The sequence below is a fragment of the Chitinimonas lacunae genome, from assembly GCF_042650885.1.
GTDB classification, from domain to species: domain Bacteria; phylum Pseudomonadota; class Gammaproteobacteria; order Burkholderiales; family Chitinimonadaceae; genus Chitinimonas_A; species Chitinimonas_A lacunae.
On the sequence record NZ_JBHSBU010000001.1, the window covers coordinates 2,259,047 to 2,278,156 of the forward strand.

Consider the following 19,110-nt stretch of genomic DNA (forward strand, 5'->3'; position numbering starts at 1 on the left):
CGCGCGCCAGCGCGGCCAGTGGGACGGCAGCATTTTGCCACGGCCAGGGCTGCATGGCCGTGCAAGTAGATGCGCCGGGTCGGCCGCATGCGGTGGCGGCTCGATAAATTGTAGGCATGTATCAGTTATTTATTTATATACAGCTGACCCTGTCTTGCAGATATATTTCCTGTTTTTTATTATTAGAGGCAATCGGCGTCCGGACGACTCAGCGGCCGGCATAAAGCACGAACATCGCCGGCCGCTTCTTCAATAGTGGTCGCTCGAGCTTTTTCCAGTCAGTCAGTGGCCGCGACAGCACCAGTTCTTCCGGACAGGCCAGATCGCGCGCCACGGTCAGCCAGGTGCTGTCGCGGCAGGCTTGCAGCACGGCATCGACCATGGCGTCGTTGCGGTACGGCGTCTCGATAAACAACTGCGCCTCGTCGAAACGGGCCGAATCGCGTTCGAGTTCGCGCAGCCGCTCGAGCCGCGGACCGGCGTCAACGGGCAGATAGCCATGAAAACGGAAACGCTGGCCTGACGCCCCGGCCGCCATCAAGGCCAGCAGGATCGAGGAGGGTCCGACCAAGGGCGCGACCCGGATACCGTGGCGATGCGCCAGCCGCACCAGGTCGGCGCCAGGGTCGGCAATGCCTGGGCAACCGGCTTCGGACATCAGGCCGACATCGTGACCGGCCAGCAGTGGCTCGAGCAGCGGAGCCAGATCCTGGGCGCGCGTGTGTTCATTGAGTTCGCGCATGGCCAGTTCGGACATCTGCCGCTCGGGGCCGTAGCGCTTGAGAATCTGCCGGGCGGTCTTGGGATGCTCGACGATCCAGTGATCGATCCGGTTGGCGATCTGCCGCACATCGTCCGGCAGAAAACCTGTGAGCGGCGCCTCGCCCAGCGGCGCCGGAATCAGATAGAGCGTGCCGGTACGGTTCATAGCAGCGGAAAACCTTCGCGACGCAGCATATTGCACAGTTCGATCAACGGCAGACCAACGATGGCGGTCGGGTCGGAGCCCTGCATCGCGGCGATCATGGCGATCCCCAGACCTTCCGTCTTGGCGCTGCCGGCACAGTCGTAGGGCTGCTCCTTATGCAGATAGGCATCGATCTCGGCGTCGCTATAGTCGCGCATGGTGACGTGGTAGGGCACCACGGCTTCCTGCAGGGTGCCGCTGGCGCTATTGATCAGGCAGAGCGCGGTATGGAACACCAGCGTCTGGCCACGCATCGCCTGAAGTTGCAGCCGGGCGCGTTCGAAATCGCCGGGCTTGCCGAGCTGGCGGCCATCGAGCAGGGCAACCTGGTCGGAACCGATGATCAGGGCTGCCGGATGGCTGGCAACCAGGGACTGTGCCTTGAGCCGGGCCAGCCGGTTGGCGGTGGCGGCGGCCGATTCGCCGGGCAGTGGCGTTTCATCACAATCGGGGCGGGCGACCTCGAACGGCACCTGTAGCCGCTCCAGCAGTTCACGCCGATAAGGCGAGGTCGAGCCAAGAATCAGGGGGAGTGGGGAAAGGGCCATAAGTGCCAGATTTCTTTGACTTGCGGGGGGCGGGAAGTATATCATTCCGCGTTTATGTCCGACCTCATCTTCGACAACGGCGAATTCGCCAGGCTGGAAAAAGCGCGTAGCGGCGAGCTGACGCTCGACAAGCTGCCGCGCCTTGCGAGCGATGTACTGGGCGGTGGCCCGGTGGTATTCGAACTCGTGGGCGGCAGCGACCGACGCCGTCGCTATACCCTAGATCTGCGCCTGCAAGGTGCCCTGCGAATCAGATGCCAGCGTTGCCTGGGCGAGATGCCGTTCGATCTCGACGTGGCGACCCGTTTCACGTTGTTCAGCGACGAAGCCCGGCTCGATGCCGCCGAAGCGGAAGACGAAGACATCGACGGCCTGCTGATCGAGCGCGAGTTCGATCTGAAGGCCTTGATCGAGGACGAGATTTTGCTGACGCTGCCCTACGCCCCGGTGCACGAACAGTGCGCGCCGACGGCCCAGGCGGTGGAGGACGCGGCCAAGCCGCAAAAGCCCAACCCCTTCGCCGTACTGGCCGGCCTCAAAGGCCGGCTCAAGTCGGATGATGGGGCCTGATTGCCGCGCCAAAGCTGCGCAGTGTTGAGTTAAAACGTGATTTGATCCAAGGAGCTTCACCATGGCCGTTCAACAAAACAAAAAGTCCCCCTCGAAGCGTGGCATGCACCGCGCTCACGACTTCCTGACCCCGCCCGCACTGGCCATCGAGCCCAGCACCGGCGAAGCCCATCTGCGTCACCATATCAGCCCGAACGGTTTCTACCGTGGCCGGCGCGTGATCAAGGCCAAGGGCGAGTAATTCCTCCCCTAGACCGGACCATCCAAAAGGCGTGCCCCACCAGGCGCGCCTTTTGCACAATTGCTCCGGTAAACTCCCTCCCATCGTATTTCCCGTAGCGCCCGCTTCAGCGCGCCAAGCCTTATGGATATCACGGTCGCAGTCGACGCCATGGGCGGGGATCACGGTGCCCATGTCACCGTGCCGGCCGCCCTCGAATTTCTGAAAACCCACAACGAGGTCAATATCGTGCTGGTCGGCCTGCGCGATGTGATCGAAGCCGAACTGCGGCAACATCGAGCCGAACCCGGCACTCGCTTGCGCATCCACCATGCCTCGGAAGTCGTCACCATGGACGAACCGGTGCAATCGGCGCTGCGCAACAAAAAAGATTCCTCAATGCGGGTGGCCATCAATCTGGTCAAGACCGGCGAAGCCCATGCCTGCGTCTCGGCAGGCAATACCGGTGCCCTGATGGCCACCGCCCGTTTCGTTCTCAAAACCCTGCCGGGGATCGAGCGCCCTGCCATCGCCAAGATGCTGCCGACCAGCAAAGGCGCCACCTGCATGCTGGACCTCGGCGCCAATGTCGATTGCAGCGCCGAGCAGCTCTACCAGTTCGGCGTGATGGGCGCGATGCTCTATAGCGCCCTCGGTCACCGCGAACACCCCTCGGTCGGACTGCTCAATATCGGTTCGGAAGACATCAAAGGCAACGAGGTGGTCAAACGCGCCGGCGAGCTGCTCAAAGCCTCGCAGCTCAATTTCTACGGCAATGTCGAGGGCAACGATATTTATAAGGGCACGGTCGATGTGGTGGTCTGCGACGGCTTTATCGGCAATGTCGCCCTGAAAGCCTCGGAAGGACTGGCACGGATGATGGGCGATTTTCTACGCCAGGAATTCTCCGGCAGCTGGTCGCGCCCGACCACCTGGTGGCGGCCACTGATCGGTCTGCTGTCCCTGCCGGTACTCAGCAGTTTCAAGCATCGGGTCGATACCCGGCGCTACAACGGCGCCAGCCTGCTCGGCCTGCGCGGCATCGTGGTCAAGAGCCACGGTGGCGCCGACCGTTTCGGCTTTGAGTGCGCGCTCGAACAGGCGCTCGAAGAAGCGCGCTCGGGCGTGCTGCATAAGATTTCCGATATGTTGGCGGGCCACAGCGCCAACACCACCGACCCGCTCGATGCCTGAGCGGCGGTCAGGCTCTAATAAAAAAACCCAACAATAACAAACCCCTGGCGTCCGGTACGCTCCTGCCGGAACGCCCAACCCAAGCGCAGCCGGCCGGAGCCCCACGCCCTGGCCTGGCGATGGAGAGACAGCATCGTGCCTTATTCCCGTATCGCCGGAACGGGCGGCTATCTGCCGACCCGTATCCTGACCAATGCCGAACTGGCCACCCGGGTCGATACCAGCGACGAATGGATCGTCAGCCGTACCGGCATCCGCGAACGTCGGATCGCCGCCGACAATGAACTGACCAGCGATCTGGCGCTGAAAGCCAGTCTCGCGGCACTCGAGAATGCCGGCTGTAGCCCGGCCGATATCGACCTGATCATCGTGGCCACCGCCACGCCTGATGTGGTCTTTCCCAGTACGGCCTGTATCCTGCAAGACAAGCTCGGCCTGCATGGCTTTGCTGCCTTTGATGTCCAGGCCGTCTGCGCCGGTTTCGTCTATGCGCTTGCCACGGCCGACCAGTTTATCCGCAGCGGCATGAATAAGCGGGCACTGGTGGTGGGTGCCGAAGTGTTCTCGCGCTTGCTTGACTGGAATGACCGCACGACCTGCGTGCTGTTCGGTGACGGTGCAGGCGCCGTGGTGCTCGAAGCCAGCGAGAAGCCGGGCCTGCGCACGGTGAAGCTCAAGGCCGACGGCCGCTACCGCCATATCCTGACCACCCCGGCCTCGATCGCCAACGGCAATCTGAGCGGCCAGCCTTTTCTGCATATGGATGGCCAGGCAGTCTTCAAATTCGCCGTCAAGGCCCTGGCTGAACTCGCCAGCGAAACCCTGACCGAAGCCGGGCTTGCCCCTGACCAGCTCGACTGGCTGGTGCCGCACCAGGCCAATGTGCGGATCATCGAATCGACCGCCCGCCATTTGGGTCTGCCGATGGACAAGGTGGTGCTGACGCTGGCCAACCATGGCAATACCTCGGCTGCTTCGATCCCCCTGGCGCTTGACGAGGCCAACCGGGCCGGTCGTTTCCGGCCCGGTGATCGGATTCTGCTCGAAGGCATCGGCGGCGGTTTCGCCTGGGGCGCGGCACTGATCGATTGGTAAAACCACCACGGCGCGGCGGAGTTTTTCGCCGCGCCATCAATTCGATCAACTCCCATATAAATTAACTGTCAAGCAAGCAGCAATCTATTCCAATAAAAACCAGGCCTTTCCATTGGCATCGGTTTCTGTTTTCTCCTTTCTCCTCGCGCTTTTCTTCGGTTCTCGCGTTCCCTGCTTCCACAACTCTTTTGCCTTGTCACTTCGGTATTCTTAAATACCGCTATGTTTCCCATATATCTTTCCTAATTGACCGGCAACAAAAGCAAAAAATATACTTTTCCGACCTTGACCGGCGTCCGAGCCGGTGACTTATCAGGATCGCAGCATGACCATGCTTTGCCGATCCGTACTCTCCGGCGCAGGTGCAATACCACAATACCGCGAGGAGAAATACATGACGTCCCTTAAAAAACTCTGCCAAGAGTCGGTCGATATTAAGCGGCGCGATGCCTATTCGGTCCCGCCCGAGAAGATCACGGTCGAAACCGGTTTCAATCTGCGTATCGATGGCACGCCCGAGTTGCAGGCCCATATCGACAGCATCAAAGGCGCCATCCGCAGCAATGGCATTGGCTGTATCCCGCCGCTCAAGGTCCAGGTTGGCCATAACGGCGCGATCGTGGTGCGCGACGGCCATTGCCGGCTCAGCGCCATCCGGTCACTGATTGCCGAGGGTTTGCCGATCGAGGCGGTGCCGGTCGAAGAATGGCTGGGCAATGAGGTCGACAATCTGTTTCTGGTGCTCAATACCGGCCAGGGCAAGCCGCTGACCCAGTTCGAGCGGGCCGTCGGCTTCAAGCGCCTGCATCAGATGGGGGTGAGTCCGAGCGAAATCGCCCGCCGTATCGCCCGGCGCCCGGTCTATATCGAGCGCATGTTGCGGGTGGTCTATTCACATAGCGAAATCCAGGAGCTGTGCCGCGACGGCGTGGTATCGATGGAGCTGGCCCACGATCTGATCGAGGAGCACGGCGATCTGGCCGCACTTGAGTTGCTGCAATCGGCCCAGCAACAGGCCCAGCGGGCCGGCCGGCAGCGCGTGATGCCAAAGAATGTGCGCTGTGCGCCGCGACTGCCTTCCGAGCTGGTCAAGCGGCTCGGCAATGCGGTGGAAAACTACTATCTGGCCGTCGACCCGGAGCTGCGCCGCCTGTTCAGCCGGATTGCCGAGCGCAAGGTAGGCCAGATCGACCGTGAGCGCTTTACCATTTCGGGTCAGGTACTGCGTTCGCTGGCGCTGCTCTATGAAGCCGGTATCCAACTCAATCAGGTCAAAGGCCGTCGTCACGCCCAGGTCGCCCGCCGTGCCGCCCCCGAGCCGGCGCAACCGGAAGCTCAACAATAACAATCCCCCAGTACCTTTATTTGAAGTTTAAATAGAAATACACGGCATTAAGGGGCGCAAAAGTCCTAAAATTTTAATTAGATAAAAAGCTATTTTTTCAGTGACAACGGCTGCTTCGAAGTGGATATTCGAAGCAGCCGTTGAATTCTATGGCGTGCTACAGCACCTAAACTGAGGAGACAGACGGAGCGGGGTTTTTCCTTAAGCTCGGGCTGAATAAGACGATAAGCGGACAAATCCGGCTTTCCGACCCAGCCCGGCCGGACCGATGTCCTGCGGGCAACAATATATATTAGAATCTTCCAATTTATTTGCCGGCGCGACCGGACTACGCGGAGCCTCCATGACCCCGACCATCTGTAGCGATGCCGAGCTGTACCCGCGTCTGGCCAGCAAGATTCTGGAGTTCTGGAATGCCCGCCGCGAGGATGACGCATTGCGCGCACTGGAGCGGGCCATCTCCACCGCCGAGCACGACGGCGAAAAAGCCCGTCTGACCCTGTTTATCGCCCTGCTGGAACACCGGATCGGCCGTTCACCGCGCGCCATGCTGCGCTGGCTCGAAATCGTGCTGCAACGCTTTCAACTCAACGAAGCCGAACTGCCTGCCGCCTATCGGGCCGGGGTATCGGCCTATGTCTCGGTCCATCTCGACCGCTACGGCAATTTCGCCGAACACGGCACCATCGAGCGGGTCCACCCCGATGTCGATCCCGAACGTTTCGACCCCAACTGGGGCGCAGTCGATTTCCGTCGTTTCGGTGACCGCGACCTGCGCGGCCGGCTGGCGGTGGTCAATCTGTTCAACGAGGATGGTCTGGCCATCCTTAATAATCAGCTCGATGGTCTGGGCGGCGATCAGGTCGCTGCCGATCTGGTCCATGGTCTCGCCATGCCGCAGAGCTGGCGTCAGATCGACCCAGCCGCCCTGCCCCAGGACGAACGGCTCGAACATCTGGTCGACCAGGCGCTCGACCGCCTGATCGCTGCCGCCGCCCAGCTCGAGACCGAGCCGCTTGGCATGACCGAACAAGCCAAGAACCGACCGGGGCGCTTTACCCTGTTCGTCAAGTTTATCGCCCTGACCTGGCTCACCGACCCCAAACGCTACGAAGCGGCCAAAGCCGCCTGTCCGCCGCAGCTATTTTGGCCAGCCCTGGCCGCGGCCAGCCATCTGCGCAGCGATATTGCCTGGCTCAATGAAGTGCTGCGCGAGGTCGGCCGCACTGCCGCCGCCCCCTTGCTGCTCAAGGGCTGCGACCCGCGCAAAGCGTTCAACTTCAGCCGCGATATCAAGATCGAGGCACCACCGCTTAAAAAGCCGCTGCGCTAAGCCGCTTGGGTCCGGCAGGCAGGGCGCGCGATTCGTTCGAAAATTAAAAATTTATGCAAATCCTCCGCAATACTCGTATTTGCACTTAAATAAAATAGAAAAATTTCGCTCTCCCCATACTTCGGCCTGTCCCCTCTATCTTCTCCCACCTCTCGGACGCCTCGACTCTCCAGCGCGTCCAGCCCACCCCAATAGCAAGCACATCAACGTATCGCAGTCAGGAACGACAGTAGGTCCGGCAGATATGGACCCCACCAAAAATAAAAAATCCAGCAATAAATCTGCAAGACCCTTATTCATTTTTAAACGAAATAGAAAAATTCCTCCACAATTTACTTCGGCTTGTCCTATCTCTCGCCTCCAGTCGCTCGGACGCCCCAACTCTCCATCGCGTCCGGGCCGCCCACCAATGGAAAAGGCGCCAGCCTATAAACTGGCGCCTCAGGACACGGCCTTTCTTCCTGCAGACCTATACGGTGCGTGAGCCGCAAAGCGACGCTATATGAGTCCTGCTCAGCTCGGCGACGGTGGCCGCAACATGCGCAGATGGGTCAGTCCCTGCTTGAGCCAGCCTGCCAGCTCCTCGCCCGGCATCGGTCGGGCCACATAGAAACCCTGTCCGACATCGCAGCCAAGCAGCCGTATCAGTTGCCAGTCGGCCGGGTTTTCCACCCCTTCCGCGACCGTGGTCAGATGAAGTTTCTTGCTCATCTCGATCGTGCTTTGCAGCATCACATGCAGATGCGGCTTTTCGGCCGCGCCGTGGACCAGAGAACGGTCGATCTTGAGTTCGGTGAACGGGATACGCGACAACTGCTGCATCGAGGAAAAACCGGTGCCGAAATCGTCGATCGACAGACCAAAGCCCTTGAGGCGCAGCCGGGCCAGGGTGCCCAGCGACAGGGCCAGGTCGGACATCACGGCAGTTTCGGTGATTTCCAGCATCAGGTATTTGGGCTCAACCCCGATCCGGCTGGCCATGGTGGCGATCCGGTCGGCCAGATCGGGCACGGCCAGCGACTTGGCCGACAGATTGACCGCCACCACGATGGTCAGGCCGCGCGCATGCCAGGCATGCACCTGGCGCAGGGCGCTTTCCAGCACCCAGTCGGTCAGGTCGTCGATCAGCCCCCCCTGCTCGGCCACCGGCACGAAATCGAGCGGCGCGACCAGGCCGTATTGCGGATGATTCCAGCGCACCAGCGCCTCGGCACCGCGCATCACCCCGGAAAAGGTGGTCACCTTGGGTTGGTAGTGCAGCACCAGTTGATGCGTTTCGAGCCCGGTACGAATCTCGTCGAGGCTGAAATGGGGCAGCACCGACCCGCTGCGGCCCGCCGCCACCGGACTGCCCCGGTAGCGCTCGATCAATTCGGCCAGATGTTCGAACGACAAGGGCTTCTGTGCCACCCCGATCACTTCGAGCCCGTGTTCGAGCGCCATGGTCTCGACCGTGGCCAGCAGCGTGGTTTCGCGGCTCGAGACCACGATCAGCGCCGTGGCGAGCTTCTGCTCGGCGATATGGCGGATCAGGTCGACCCCGTCCATGCCGGGCATTTCCAGATCGGTAATCAGGATATCGGGCCGCTCGGGGCTCACGGCGAGCACATCGAGCGCCTGCTGGCCGTCGGCGGCTTCGAGCCGGCGGGTGATGCCAAGGCTGGCCAGCAGATCGAGCGCATGAAGCCGCTGTACGGTGCTGTCCTCGACCACCATGACACACAGATGGGGATAGCTGACCGTCATTCCTGGCCTCCTAGCGGTTGTTCTGTTCGATCAGCCGGGCGATATCGCTCAGCGGCGCCACCGAATCGGCCGCGCCGATCCGGATCGCTTCCTTGGGCATGCCGAACACCACGCAGCTCTCCTCGTCCTGGGCCACGGTGCGAGCGCCCGAGTCACGCAACTCCTTGAGCCCTCGCGCCCCGTCGTCGCCCATACCGGTCATCAGGATGCCCATGGCGTTCTTGCCGGCGCATTTGGCGACCGAACGAAATAGCACATCGACCGAGGGCCGGTGCCGGCTGACCAGCGGACCATCGATCACTTCGACGTAGTAGTGGCCCTGGCCACGCTTGACCAGCATATGGCGCCCACCGGGCGCGATCAGCGCCCGGCCGCGCTGGAGCCGGTCGTTGTTCTGGGCTTCGCGGACTTCGATCCGACAGATCTGGTTGAGCCGTTCGGCAAAACTGGCGGTAAACCGCTCGGGCATATGCTGGACGATGGCCAGCGCCGAGCAGGACGGCGACAAGGCCGGCAGCACCGTTTCGAGCGCCTGCACGCCCCCGGTCGATACGCCCACCACCACCAGCCGCTCGGTCAGGCCGACCATCGGAACACCGCTGGGCTTTTCCAGTACGGCATCGGCCGAGAGCTTGGGGGATTGCATCTTTTCGGTGACGAAATTGCTGGCGGAGGAAGTGGCGGAAGTCGTGCTGGCCGCGGGGGGTGGCGCGGGGACATGGCGACGCAGCCGACCGGCAGCCGCCGCAGCGGCACGGATCGCACAGACCAGATCGGCCGAACTGTCTTGCAGAAAGCCGCGCACCCCGAGCGAGGGCTTGGTGATAATGCCGAGCGCGCCAGCGGCCAGCGCATCGATCGTCACGCGGGCGCCGCGCTCGGTCAGGCTGGAGCAGATCACCACCGGAGTCGGCCGCTCGACCATCAGCTGGCGCAGAAAGGTCAGCCCATCCATGCGTGGCATCTCGATATCGAGCACGATCACATCGGGCCACTGCAGTTTCATCCGCTCACGCGCATAGATCGGGTCGGCCGCGCTGCCCAGTACCTGGATATCGACCTCCTTCGACAGCTCCTCGGTCATCACCTGACGTACCACGGCGGAGTCATCGACGATCAATACCTTGATCTGCTGGATAGCCAATAGCCGTCCCCCCGTTCAATCCGATAGGTTTATCAGCCGCCGTTGCCGGCTTGCGGTTGGAACTTGACCCAGACATCGCCGGTGGCGATATCGAAGATGATATTGCGATGCCCTTGGCCGGCCAGATGCTCGCGGCTCAGACGAAAGCCATGCTGGGCGAGCCAGGTCTTGCCGAATTCGATATTGCGCTCGCCAACGCTGGGCTGGCGGCCATCGAGGCTGCTCAGCATATTGCCACCGCCGAACATCTTGACCTGATACTCAGCCGGCAGCGTGCCGGCCGTTTGAATATAGTCGAGCATCAGGGACAATGCCTCTTCGGCATAGCGGCCATCGCGGCCGTTGTCCTCGCGTGGCTGGCTAAGCGGCCGGCCGGGCAGCAGGTAGTGGCACATTCCGCCCAGCCGCCGTTTCGGATGCCATAGCGTGATCGCCACACAGGAGCCGAGCAAGGTGCGGATGCGGGTCTCGCTGTCGCCGAAATACACCTCGCCCGGCTGCAGAAAGATATCGATGCAAAAGCCGCTCATGCGCCTCCCTTGCGATAGACCGTCGGCAGCACCTGACCCAGGCCCGGCGGCACATCGATCAGCGATTCGGCATGGCCGACCACCAGCCAGCCACCCGGACGCAGCCGCGAGGCCACGCTGCCGACCACCCGCCGCTTGGTGTCGGCGTCGAAATAGATAATCACATTGCGCAGAAAGATCAGATCGAAGCGGCCGATCTCGGGCAAGGGCTCGATCAGATTGAGCCGGGCAAACTGGGTATGGCGGCGCAATGCTCGCTCGACCAGCAAGGTGCCGGCGTATTCGCCCGTCCCGCGCAGACAGTAGCGACGCAAATAGTCGAGCGGCAACTCGCGCGCCCGGTCGAGCGGATACAGCGCCCGCCGCGCCATCTGCAACATGCGCAGACTGACATCGGAGCCGAACACCTCCCAGGCCGCCTCCTCGCCCAATACATCGGCCATCACCATGGCGATGCTGTAGGCTTCCTCGCCACTCGAGCAAGCAGCGCTCCAGACCCTGAGCGTCTTGCTGTCGAGCGAGGGCAGCAGACGCTGCTTCAATAGCTCGAAATGCTTGGGTTCACGGAAAAAATGGGTTTCATTGGTCGTCACCAGGTCGATCGCCACCTGGCGCTCGGCCGCGTCACCCCCATCGTCGATCAGGCGGAAATAGTCACCGAAGCTGGCCACTCCCAGCTCGCGCAGCCGCCGCGACAGCCGGCCCGACACCATGGCCCGCTTGAGCGGGGTCAGGTGGATTCCCACCAACCGTTCGATCAGACCGCTGTAGGCCTCGAACTCGCGGTCGTTCATCGGCTCGAAGGGCCACTGCGTCATCCGCCCTCCAGCCGGCTTGCCACGCCGCCATCGACCAGTTCGGCCATCTCATTCATCGACAACACATGCTCCAGGGCCAGCACCACCACAAAACGGTTGCCGAGCTTGCCCATGCCACGGATGAATTCCGAGCGCAGTCCGGCACCGAAGGCCGGGGTCGGCTCGATATCGCCCGGGGCAAGTTCGAGCACCTCGTTGACCGCATCGACGATCACCCCCAGGTCATGCCAGCCACCGCCGTATTCCACTTCGACGATGACGATGCAACTGCGCTTGCTGATGGTGGTGGCGGCGCGGCCAAAGCGCACCGAGAGATCGATCACCGGTACCACACTGCCGCGCAGATTGATCACCCCGCGCAGAAACGGCGGCATCAGCGGCACTTCGGTCAGACCACCGTATTCGATGATTTCCTTGATATGGCGAATCTCCAGCGCGTAGGTCTCACCCCCCAGATGGAAGGTCAGATACTGCGGCAGCTCCACCGTCTCGACGACGGGAGCGGTCTGACGACGCAATGGTCCGATGGCTTGGCTCATTGGCGACTCCTGGTGAACGCGCCGCGCCGAGGGGGCGGGCGCCGTCAAAAGCGGACGAACTGGCTCTCGTCCACATCACGGCCGGCCAGATGGTTGGGCAGGGCCATCGGCAAGGAGCCGGGCGCCTTGGGCGGCGGCGCTGCCGCCGGGTCGGGATGGGCCACGGGCGGCGCCGGCGGCCGCGCCACCGTTCTGGCCAGCACGGCCGACGGGGCCATCCCCTTGAACCGTTGCAGCAGCTCAGCCAGACGGCATGCCTGACCATGCAGTTCCTCTGCGGTGGCGAGCAATTGCTGCGCAGCGCCGGCATTGCCCTGGATCGACAGGCCAAACAGGCCGAGCGCCTTGTTGATCTGGGCAATGCCCTCGGCCTGGCCACGGGTCGAGGTATCGATATCGCGCACCAGTTCGGCGGTGCGCTGGATCGCCGGCACCACCTCGGCCAGCAGCGTGCCGGCACGCTGGGCCAGCCGGTCCGAACCCTCGGCCAGCTCGCCGATCTCGCGTGCTGCCGCCTGACTGCGTTCGGCGAGCTTGCGTACTTCGGACGCCACCACCGCAAAGCCCTTGCCGTGCGAACCGGCGCGGGCGGCTTCGATGGCGGCATTGAGCGCCAGCAGATTGGTCTGGTAGGCAATATCGTCGATGATGCCGATCTTGCGGGCGATCATCCGCATCGCACCGACCGTCTCGGCCACCACCTGGCCGCCCTCGGTGGCGGCCGCTGCCGTGGTCGCCGCCAGTTCATTGGTTTGCGCGGCATTACTGGCACTATGCGCCACCATATCGACCAGATGGCTGATCGCGGCATTGGTCTGCTCGATCCCCGACGCCTGCTGATTGGCGCCGCTCGACAGCGACTGGGCCGAGGCTTCGAGCTGGCTGGCACCGCGGCTGCCCGCCTCGGCCACGTCGCGGATTTCCGCCAGCGTGCGCCGCAGCCGCTCGGCACTGTCAACCAATTGCGCCAGAATCGCGTCATGGGGTGCCAGAAGCGGCAAAGGTTCGGGCTCGGTGCCGCTGGCCAATGCCTGGGCTGCCTGCTCGACCCTTTCGAGCGAGCCGCCCAGCCGGCGGCGCAGACGGTAGGGACCCAGCCAGGCCAGCAGCAGCACCAGCAGAACGGCAGTCCCGGCCAGACCGATTCCCCACCATTGGTCATTCACGATCTCGGCCACTTGGTTGCGATTGGGCGACATCAAAGGTGACGGGGCTGGCTGGCCAGTATCGGCGACGGGCGGTGGCGCAGGCGGTTCGAGCACCGCGATGGCTGCTTCGTGCCAGCGATAGCCATCGCCATCGAGCACCCCCCAGGCCGGCTCGGCGGCCCCCGACGCCGTCAGTTGCTCGACCCGGCCGACCACGCCGAGATAACGGCGCCAGTGCGCTTCAAAGGTATCGATGCGGACGCGGTCATTGCCGGCGCTATGGGTGCGCACCGTCAGCATGAAACGGTCGATCGCTGCTTCGATCTCGCGCAACTCGGTCTGCATCAAGCGACGCCTGACCGGGTCGGGCAGCCGCGGCAGCCGCTGCAACACCACCAGATGGCGCACGGCCTCGCTGCGCGCCTGGCTCCAGCCGGCCTGACGGATATCGGCCTCATGGCTGCCCACCGCCAGCGCCGCCTGCTCAAGCCCGTGCCAGCCCATCCAGGCCAATCCGCCCAACACAGCGAGCAGCAAGGCCAGCGCAAACAGCCACAGCCGGATAAACGACAGCTTGGGCATCCATTGGCCGAGACCTTGGGTTTTCATCGACTGCCCTCTCTCACTCGCGCCGTGACGCTGGCCATTACCCGCTGTCGTTCGGCCTGGGCGGCACGGCTGATCAGCTCCGGCACATCGAGTACCAGCGCCACCTCGCCGCTGCCGAGAATGGTCGAGCCGCCCAGCCCCCGCATGCCGCGGAACAGCAGGCCAAGCGGCTTGATCACGGCCTGCAGCTCGCCGACCAGATGATCGACCACCAGGCCGGCCCGCTCGCTGCCGTACTGCACGACCACCAGATTCTCGCGGCTGGGCGGCGGCGCCTCGATCTCGAATACCTCGCGCAGCCGCAGATAAGGCAGCACCTCGCCGCGCAGATTGATATAGCGCCGCTCGTGATCGGCCTCGCGGCCCAGGTCGAGGCATTCGATCACCAGATCGAGCGGAATCACAAAGGTCGAGTGACCGACCTCGACCTGGAAGCCATCGATGATCGCCAGGGTCAGCGGCAGCCGCAGCCGCACCACGGTGCCGACACCCAGGGTTGAATCGAGCTCGATATGACCCTTGAGCGCTTCGATATTGCGCTTGACCACATCCATGCCGACGCCACGGCCCGACAGATCGGTAATGGTCTCGGCCGTCGAGAAGCCCGGCTCGAACACCAGTTGCAGAATCTCCTGATCGCTCAGGAGCGCATCGGCCGCGATCAGGCCGCGCTCGATCGCCCGCTGCTGGATGCGCTGCCGGTCCATGCCGCCGCCGTCATCCCCAACCTCGATCACCACGCTGCCCGACTCGTGGTAGGCATTGAGCCAGACCAGTCCATATTCGGTCTTGCCAGCGGCACGGCGCTTCTCGACCGATTCGATGCCATGGTCGAGCGCATTGCGCACCAGATGAGTCAGCGGGTCGCCCAGTTTATCCACCATCGATTTGTCGAGTTCGGTCTCGGCGCCGGCGATCTCGAGTTCAATCGACTTGGCGAGCGCTTTGGCGGTATCGCGCACCACCCGGGGAAAACGGCTGAATATCTCGCCGATCGGCACCATGCGCAGCGACAGCGCCTCGTCGCGGATTCGTTCGACCAGACCCGACAGGGTCGTCACCGCCTCCACCAGCGGACTGTGGCCGCTGCGCTGGGCAGCCAGCTGGGTGGCAGCCCCGGCGATCACCAATTCACCCACCAGGGTGATCAGCTCATCGAGCCGGGTCGCATCGACCCGGACCACCTTGTGTTCACGGCCGCGCTGTTCGTCGGTCCGTTTCTGCCGCTCCAGCGCGGCCATCACCGCCTGGGCCGGCACCAGATTCTCCTCGACCAGCAAGGCGCCCAGCGGCTTGGCATCGCCGTCGCGTGCCCGCTCACGTTGCAGATCGAGCACTTCAGCCAGCTCCTGCCGGCTGAGCGCCCCGCCCTGCACCAGAATCTCGCCCAGCCGGGCCGCCCCTTCGGGCAGCTCGTTGATCAGGCGGATATATTCATTGATCAGCGAATGCGGCGGCAGGATGCGGATACGGCTGTCTTCGCGCACGAAATCGAACACGCTCTCGATCGCCTGACGCTCGGCCTGCGAGTCGAATTCAAGCTCGAAGCCGAGATAGCAGGCTTCGGGGTCCATCTCCTCGGCAGGCGGCAGCGCATCGTAGAGGGTGGTCAGATAGACGATACGGCCCAGGGTGCTCAGATAGCGCAGGAAGGACAGCGGGTCCATGCCATTGCGCAGCACATCGCGGCCAAAGCGCAGCGACAGATGCCAATGTTCGGACGACACCATATGGCCGCCCGGCTCGGCCACTTCGACCACCGGCCGCTCGGGCGATGGGGGGCTGAGGCTGGGCGGGACGGGCGTCGGCTCCACCAGCAGCGGTGGCGGCGCCGGGGCTGGTTTGGGCGGAGGCTGGCCGCGCCGATAGGCATGCAGCCGGGCTTCGAGCTCGGGATCGGGCGCCCGCGGGGTTTTGAGCCGGACCGAGTCGAGCAGGACCGCGATATGGTCGCGGCAGGCCAGCATCAGCTGGATCAGATCCTCGTCAAAGTTCAGTTCCCTGTCGCGAACCCGGCCCAGCACACTCTCGACCAGATGGGTAAAGGCCACCACATTGCCGAAGTCGAACAGACCGGCCGAGCCCTTGATGGTATGGGCGGCGCGGAACATGGCATTGACGTGCTCGGTCCGCTCGTCCTCGCCGGCCTGCTCCAGCGCCAGCAGCGACGCCTCCATCGCTGCCAGCATCTCTTCCGATTCGCTGTAGAAGACCCGTTCGGCCTCTTCGAAATTCATGGCCGCTCCCCATCGCTGAGCACCAGGGGATCGCCGAAGACACCGGCCATATTGTAGAGATCGATCACCTGCAAGACGGCACGGCTATGGCCGTGAAAGCCGATCGCCTTGCCATGGCGCGCCGCCTCGCGCTTGAGCAGCAGCAGCAGCTGCACTCCGGCGGTATCGAATTCACTCACCCCGGCCAGATCGACCTCCATCTCGCGCGCCAGGCCCAGCTCCTGCAATAGATGCGCCTTGCTCTCATTGGCCTCGTAGATGGTCAGCGGGCCATCGATGCGCAATTGGCAGCGTTCGCCCTGGAAGTAGGAGGAAATCGGCATGGCGTTCAGTCGGGTAACACCAGCTTGGCCACTGCCTTGAGCATCTGCTCAGGCTGGAACGGCTTGACCACCCAGGCGCGGGCGCCGGCCATCTGACCTTCGCGCTTGCGGTCCTCCTGCGCCTCGGTGGTCAGCATCACGATCGGGGTGAAACGATAATCCGGATGCTGCCGTACCGCCCGGACGAAGGAGATGCCGTCCATATTGGGCATATTGACGTCGGAAATGATCAGATGGATACGGCGGCCGTCGAGCTTGGCCAGGCCGTCCAGCCCGTCGCAGGCTTCGATCACCTCGTAACCGGCCTGGGTCAGGGCGATATGGACGACCTGGCGCAGACTGGCGGAGTCGTCGACGATCAGGATGGTCTTGGACATAGTCCCGCTATTCAGCATCGTGGGCAGTTGCCCGGTTCCGTTCCCGCTCGGGTGGCGGGCCTGACGTTCCCATCCGACGCGACCCCATGTCGACGCCAGCGCCCGGCAGCCTCGCCGGACTTCCACGGGTAGGGCAGTCACGGTTGCCAGCCGGCACCGCCGCCCGAGCCGCCCAGCCGGCCGACCGGCGCGGCGGTCCATCCCATTCTAGTTGCTGGAAATCCGGGCTGCGGGGAAAAGGCGGCAGGCGCCGGGTCCGCTGCCGTTTGGCATGGGCACCCAGTAATTTCCGCATTTATTTTTTATTTAGTTTTTTTAACAGCAACAACGCTTGCTATTATTTTGCCGAATTTTTTATTTCAGCCAAAAAACAGCACTCAGCGATCGCGTGGCGGAGGGGGAGTCGGCGTGGGGCTGGCCTGCGGGGCCGCCCGGCTGGCCTCAAGCAGCGCGCGACGGGCACGCAGCCGCTCGATGGCTTCGAGTTGTTCGGCATGGAGCCGCTGGCGTTGCTGGCGCAATTCGGCTTGTTCGAGCGGCGACAGATTGCCCTGCTGCAAGGCGCTGTCGATCTCTCTCAGCCGGCGCAGCCGCTCGAGCCGTTCGGCGCGACGCTCCTGGCGCTGCCGGCGGATTTCGGCGGCTTCTTCGGGCGTGATGTCGCCATTGCGCAAGGCTTCGCGCAACCGCAGTTCACGATGTTTGAACGAGGGATGACCTGGGCCTTCGACAGGCTCGGGCGGACGGGGCGGCGGCCCGCCCGCAGGATGGACGGACCCGGCCAGGGCAGCGGGCGCCAGCACTGCCAGCAGGCAGAACCAGCGGCACAGGCGCCCGGGCACGGCTTCAGGCTTTCTCGAAACGGCCATGGTGTGGCTTGATCGGCTCGCCGCGTTCGCTATTGGCAATCAGCGCCTTGGCGTGTTCGCGCAGCGCTTCGCGGGCGCGCTTGAGTTCGGCCTTTTCCTGCTCGTCCAGTTGGCCGTCAGCGCGGAAAGTGCTCAGCTTGGCACGGATCGCCTCGCGTTCGCGCTTTAAGGTGTCGAGTTCGCTGCGGGTCAGCAGTCCTTCGGCCATGGCTTTGCGCAGGGCCATCCGGTCTTCATGATGGGGCGGCATGATCGGCGCACCACGGTCGGCATTGGCGATCAGCGCTTTGGCATGCTCGTGCAGCGCCCGGCGCTCGCGCTTCAGGATGGCTTTTTCCTCATCGTCGAGCTGGCCGTCGCTGCGAAACGACTGCATCTTGCTCTTGAGGGCGTCACGCTCATGTTTCAAGGTGGCCAGTTCAGCCTCGGTCAGCAGTCCTTCGCGCATCGCCTGATGGATGGCGGCACGCTCGCCATGATGCGGATGGCGTTCGGCCTCGGACTGGGCCAGCGCGGCCGGGGTCAGCAGGGTGGCAAACAGGGCGGCCAGGGTCAGCGGTTTTTTCATCGGTGTCACTCCGTCAGTGGGGAACAGGTGTTGAACTGTCCGCCACTTTAGTCCGCAGACGTTTCCCAACCATGCGGCGCAGGCGGCCAATTGTAAACGGCGGTAGCGCCAGTGCACGCCGGTAAACCTTATTTACATTTGCCCGGCCATTTGCCGCGCCGGCCGGGCACGCCAGGCACTACACTGCCTGCCATGAACGCCAACAAGAAAATCCTGCTGATCGACGACGACCCGCGCCTGCGTGAGCTGGTGCAACGTTATCTCAATGAACAGGGCTTTTCGGTCGAAGCCTTCGAAGACGCCAGCCGGCTGGAAACCCGGCTGCAACGCAACCGGCCCAGCCTGCTGCTGCTCGATCTGATGCTGCCCGGCGAAGACGGTCTGGCCGTCTGCCGCCGGCTGCGTGCCCAGGGCGACAGCATCCCGGTCATCATGCTGACCGCGCGCGGCGACGATATCGACCGCATCATCGGCCTTGAAATGGGGGCCGATGACTATCTACCCAAACCCTTCAATCCACGCGAACTGCTGGCCCGCATCAATGCGGTGCTGCGCCGGCATAAGGAGCCGTCGGCGCTGGCCGCTCCGTTGACGGAAGGCGAGATTTACGAATTCGGCGACGGCTTCCGGCTCGAAGTCGCCAACCGGCGCCTGAGCCGCCATGGCGAGCCGATTGCACTGACCAACGCCGAATTCGCCCTGTTGCGCGTCCTCGCCTCGCATCCGCGCCAGCCACTCTCGCGCGAACGCCTGATGGAATTGGCTCGCGGCCGCGAACACGAGGCATTCGACCGCAGTATCGATGTGCAGGTGTCGCGGCTCAGAAAGCTGATCGAAGACGCCAGCAGCGAGCCGCGCTATATCCAGACCGTCTGGGGCTTTGGCTATGTGTTCGTGCCCGATGGCGGTAAGCGCTGACAGCGCAGTCGA

The 19,110-nt window shown here is 63.3% G+C and carries 20 protein-coding genes; 7 read left to right on the forward strand and 13 right to left on the reverse strand.

The features are described 5' to 3' along the window. Positions 1 to 208: 208 nt before the first annotated feature. Positions 209 to 928 carry an SAM-dependent methyltransferase gene (locus ACFOW7_RS09300; protein ID WP_378163413.1) on the reverse strand — a complete coding sequence of 240 codons (720 nt, stop codon included), beginning with the start codon at positions 926 to 928 and terminating at the stop codon, positions 209 to 211. After that, entirely contained in the window at positions 925 to 1,515 is a 591-nt protein-coding gene (locus ACFOW7_RS09305) for a Maf family nucleotide pyrophosphatase (RefSeq protein ID WP_378163415.1), read from the reverse strand. Before ACFOW7_RS09305 ends, ACFOW7_RS09300 begins: the two co-directional genes overlap by 4 nt. A 54-nt stretch (positions 1,516 to 1,569) precedes the next feature. On the opposite strand from ACFOW7_RS09305, the gene ACFOW7_RS09310 reads away from it, so the two are divergent. From ACFOW7_RS09310 to ACFOW7_RS09335, 6 genes are all read left to right on the forward strand, one after another. After that, complete coding sequence (locus ACFOW7_RS09310; RefSeq protein ID WP_378163417.1) at positions 1,570 to 2,085, forward strand: YceD family protein; 516 nt, start codon at positions 1,570 to 1,572, stop codon at positions 2,083 to 2,085. A 61-nt stretch (positions 2,086 to 2,146) separates the two neighbouring features. Continuing rightward, positions 2,147 to 2,326: a 50S ribosomal protein L32 gene (gene rpmF, locus ACFOW7_RS09315; RefSeq protein ID WP_378163419.1), complete on the forward strand. Its 180-nt coding sequence runs from the start codon at positions 2,147 to 2,149 to the stop codon at positions 2,324 to 2,326. Positions 2,327 to 2,449: 123 nt separating this feature from the next. After that, positions 2,450 to 3,499 carry a phosphate acyltransferase PlsX gene (gene plsX / locus ACFOW7_RS09320; RefSeq protein ID WP_378163421.1) on the forward strand — a complete coding sequence of 350 codons (1,050 nt, stop codon included), beginning with the start codon at positions 2,450 to 2,452 and terminating at the stop codon, positions 3,497 to 3,499. Between the two features lie 135 nt (positions 3,500 to 3,634). Further along, the gene (locus ACFOW7_RS09325; RefSeq protein WP_378163423.1) at positions 3,635 to 4,594 is read left to right on the forward strand and encodes a beta-ketoacyl-ACP synthase III; all 960 of its coding nucleotides are present in this window, start codon (positions 3,635 to 3,637) and stop codon (positions 4,592 to 4,594) included. A 394-nt stretch (positions 4,595 to 4,988) separates the two neighbouring features. After that, positions 4,989 to 5,939 (forward strand): ParB/RepB/Spo0J family partition protein, encoded by a 951-nt coding sequence (locus ACFOW7_RS09330; protein ID WP_378163425.1) that lies wholly within the window; start codon positions 4,989 to 4,991, stop codon positions 5,937 to 5,939. Between the two features lie 343 nt (positions 5,940 to 6,282). Then, on the forward strand, positions 6,283 to 7,272 hold the full coding sequence (locus tag ACFOW7_RS09335) for a hypothetical protein (RefSeq protein WP_378163427.1): 990 nt from the start codon (positions 6,283 to 6,285) through the stop codon (positions 7,270 to 7,272). Positions 7,273 to 7,785: 513 nt separating this feature from the next. Here ACFOW7_RS09335 and ACFOW7_RS09340 read toward each other — a convergent pair. The 11 genes from ACFOW7_RS09340 to ACFOW7_RS09390 form a co-directional block, all read right to left on the reverse strand. Then, positions 7,786 to 9,018, reverse strand: coding sequence for an EAL domain-containing response regulator (locus ACFOW7_RS09340; RefSeq protein ID WP_378163429.1), 1,233 nt, complete (start codon positions 9,016 to 9,018; stop codon positions 7,786 to 7,788). A gap of 10 nt (positions 9,019 to 9,028) precedes the next feature. Next, positions 9,029 to 10,162, reverse strand: coding sequence for a protein-glutamate methylesterase/protein-glutamine glutaminase (locus ACFOW7_RS09345; protein ID WP_449252220.1), 1,134 nt, complete (start codon positions 10,160 to 10,162; stop codon positions 9,029 to 9,031). Positions 10,163 to 10,194: 32 nt separating this feature from the next. Then, a complete protein-coding gene (locus tag ACFOW7_RS09350; RefSeq protein WP_378163432.1) occupies positions 10,195 to 10,692 on the reverse strand; it encodes a chemotaxis protein CheD in 498 nt (165 codons plus the stop codon). Beyond that, positions 10,689 to 11,510, reverse strand: a complete 822-nt coding sequence (locus ACFOW7_RS09355; protein ID WP_378163434.1) for a CheR family methyltransferase — start codon at positions 11,508 to 11,510, stop codon at positions 10,689 to 10,691. The genes ACFOW7_RS09350 and ACFOW7_RS09355 overlap by 4 nt, the downstream gene beginning before the upstream one ends. Then, a complete protein-coding gene (locus ACFOW7_RS09360; RefSeq protein ID WP_378163436.1) occupies positions 11,507 to 12,049 on the reverse strand; it encodes a chemotaxis protein CheW in 543 nt (180 codons plus the stop codon). Before ACFOW7_RS09360 ends, ACFOW7_RS09355 begins: the two co-directional genes overlap by 4 nt. A gap of 44 nt (positions 12,050 to 12,093) precedes the next feature. Next, positions 12,094 to 13,806, reverse strand: coding sequence for a methyl-accepting chemotaxis protein (locus ACFOW7_RS09365; RefSeq protein WP_378163438.1), 1,713 nt, complete (start codon positions 13,804 to 13,806; stop codon positions 12,094 to 12,096). Further along, complete coding sequence (locus ACFOW7_RS09370) at positions 13,803 to 16,043, reverse strand: chemotaxis protein CheA (RefSeq protein WP_378163440.1); 2,241 nt, start codon at positions 16,041 to 16,043, stop codon at positions 13,803 to 13,805. The genes ACFOW7_RS09365 and ACFOW7_RS09370 overlap by 4 nt, the downstream gene beginning before the upstream one ends. Continuing rightward, positions 16,040 to 16,366, reverse strand: coding sequence for an STAS domain-containing protein (locus ACFOW7_RS09375; protein ID WP_378163442.1), 327 nt, complete (start codon positions 16,364 to 16,366; stop codon positions 16,040 to 16,042). Before ACFOW7_RS09375 ends, ACFOW7_RS09370 begins: the two co-directional genes overlap by 4 nt. Before the next feature lie 5 nt (positions 16,367 to 16,371). After that, positions 16,372 to 16,743 carry a response regulator gene (locus ACFOW7_RS09380; protein ID WP_378163444.1) on the reverse strand — a complete coding sequence of 124 codons (372 nt, stop codon included), beginning with the start codon at positions 16,741 to 16,743 and terminating at the stop codon, positions 16,372 to 16,374. A 377-nt stretch (positions 16,744 to 17,120) separates the two neighbouring features. Further along, positions 17,121 to 17,612, reverse strand: coding sequence for a hypothetical protein (locus tag ACFOW7_RS09385; protein ID WP_378163446.1), 492 nt, complete (start codon positions 17,610 to 17,612; stop codon positions 17,121 to 17,123). Further along, positions 17,590 to 18,180, reverse strand: a complete 591-nt coding sequence (locus tag ACFOW7_RS09390; protein ID WP_378163448.1) for a hypothetical protein — start codon at positions 18,178 to 18,180, stop codon at positions 17,590 to 17,592. The genes ACFOW7_RS09385 and ACFOW7_RS09390 overlap by 23 nt, the downstream gene beginning before the upstream one ends. Before the next feature lie 192 nt (positions 18,181 to 18,372). Here ACFOW7_RS09390 and ompR point away from each other — a divergent pair, with 192 nt between their 5' ends. Continuing rightward, a complete protein-coding gene (gene ompR, locus ACFOW7_RS09395) occupies positions 18,373 to 19,098 on the forward strand; it encodes an osmolarity response regulator transcription factor OmpR (protein WP_378163451.1) in 726 nt (241 codons plus the stop codon). Positions 19,099 to 19,110 lie beyond the last annotated feature (12 nt).

Bases quoted from the DNA above. Each gene is read 5' to 3' on its own strand.
- ACFOW7_RS09335 (WP_378163427.1), top strand. From the start codon at position 6,283: ATGACCCCGACCATCTGTAGCGATGCCGAGCTGTACCCGCGTCTGGCC.
- ACFOW7_RS09355 (WP_378163434.1), bottom strand. From the start codon at position 11,510: ATGACGCAGTGGCCCTTCGAGCCGATGAACGACCGCGAGTTCGAGGCC.
- ACFOW7_RS09300 (WP_378163413.1), bottom strand. From the start codon at position 928: ATGAACCGTACCGGCACGCTCTATCTGATTCCGGCGCCGCTGGGCGAG.
- ACFOW7_RS09380 (WP_378163444.1), bottom strand. From the start codon at position 16,743: ATGTCCAAGACCATCCTGATCGTCGACGACTCCGCCAGTCTGCGCCAG.
- ACFOW7_RS09360 (WP_378163436.1), bottom strand. From the start codon at position 12,049: ATGAGCCAAGCCATCGGACCATTGCGTCGTCAGACCGCTCCCGTCGTC.
- ACFOW7_RS09370 (WP_378163440.1), bottom strand. From the start codon at position 16,043: ATGAATTTCGAAGAGGCCGAACGGGTCTTCTACAGCGAATCGGAAGAG.
- plsX (WP_378163421.1), top strand. From the start codon at position 2,450: ATGGATATCACGGTCGCAGTCGACGCCATGGGCGGGGATCACGGTGCC.
- ACFOW7_RS09375 (WP_378163442.1), bottom strand. From the start codon at position 16,366: ATGCCGATTTCCTCCTACTTCCAGGGCGAACGCTGCCAATTGCGCATC.
- ACFOW7_RS09365 (WP_378163438.1), bottom strand. From the start codon at position 13,806: ATGAAAACCCAAGGTCTCGGCCAATGGATGCCCAAGCTGTCGTTTATC.
- ompR (WP_378163451.1), top strand. From the start codon at position 18,373: ATGAACGCCAACAAGAAAATCCTGCTGATCGACGACGACCCGCGCCTG.
- ACFOW7_RS09310 (WP_378163417.1), top strand. From the start codon at position 1,570: ATGTCCGACCTCATCTTCGACAACGGCGAATTCGCCAGGCTGGAAAAA.
- rpmF (WP_378163419.1), top strand. From the start codon at position 2,147: ATGGCCGTTCAACAAAACAAAAAGTCCCCCTCGAAGCGTGGCATGCAC.
- ACFOW7_RS09350 (WP_378163432.1), bottom strand. From the start codon at position 10,692: ATGAGCGGCTTTTGCATCGATATCTTTCTGCAGCCGGGCGAGGTGTAT.
- ACFOW7_RS09390 (WP_378163448.1), bottom strand. From the start codon at position 18,180: ATGAAAAAACCGCTGACCCTGGCCGCCCTGTTTGCCACCCTGCTGACC.
- ACFOW7_RS09330 (WP_378163425.1), top strand. From the start codon at position 4,989: ATGACGTCCCTTAAAAAACTCTGCCAAGAGTCGGTCGATATTAAGCGG.
- ACFOW7_RS09305 (WP_378163415.1), bottom strand. From the start codon at position 1,515: ATGGCCCTTTCCCCACTCCCCCTGATTCTTGGCTCGACCTCGCCTTAT.
- ACFOW7_RS09385 (WP_378163446.1), bottom strand. From the start codon at position 17,612: ATGGCCGTTTCGAGAAAGCCTGAAGCCGTGCCCGGGCGCCTGTGCCGC.
- ACFOW7_RS09340 (WP_378163429.1), bottom strand. From the start codon at position 9,018: ATGACGGTCAGCTATCCCCATCTGTGTGTCATGGTGGTCGAGGACAGC.